Source organism: Nonomuraea deserti (assembly GCF_004348685.1).
GTDB lineage: Bacteria > Actinomycetota > Actinomycetes > Streptosporangiales > Streptosporangiaceae > Nonomuraea > Nonomuraea deserti.
The window spans coordinates 1-655 of sequence record NZ_SMKO01000442.1; the positions used below are offsets into that span (position 1 = coordinate 1).

General features: G+C 74.7%; 1 protein-coding gene. It reads left to right on the forward strand.

What is annotated here, in order from left to right:
• Positions 1-512 (forward strand): sensor histidine kinase (locus tag E1292_RS50595; protein ID WP_181958435.1); only part of this gene is annotated, 512 nt, incomplete at its 5' end.
• Positions 513-655: the final 143 nt, after the last annotated feature.

Consider the following 655-nt stretch of genomic DNA (forward strand, 5'->3'; position numbering starts at 1 on the left):
CGATCCGCCAGACCAACCAGATGCTGGCGCTGGCCCGGGCCGACACGCCCGACGCGGCCCTGCAGCCCGTGGACCTGGGCCGGCTCGCGGGCGACGTGACCCGGCGCCACTGGGCCGCCGCGCGGAGCCGGCGCATCGACCTCGGCTTCGAGATGCCGGAGCCGGTTCCCGCCGTGCAGGCCGACCCGGGGCTGCTGGAAGAGGCCCTGTCGAACCTGATCGACAACGCGTTGAAGTACACGCCGGAGGGCGGATGCGTCACCGTGCGCGTGGCTGCCAGCGATGGGGTAGTGGTTCTGAGCGTGGCCGACGACGGACCGGGGATTCCGGCCGAAGACCTGCCGCGTGTGACCGAGCGGTTCTTCCGGGCCGGCAACACGCAGGGTTCGGGCTCCGGCCTGGGCCTCGCCATCGTCGCCGCGATCGCCCGGCGGCATGGCGCGCGCCTGGTGCTGGCGCCCGCCACGGGCGAAGGTGGCCTGGTCGTGGGCCTGGAATTCCCGCTGCCTTGAAGGCAGGAGGGCCCGCGTGCCGGTGCAGGCGGCCTACCGGGCCGTGCGCAGCCCGAAATCCTCCGCCAGCTGGCGGTACCGCGCCACCTGCTGCCGCACGCGCTCGTCCAGCGCCCGGCCCACGAGCGCGGGCGGGTACAGCC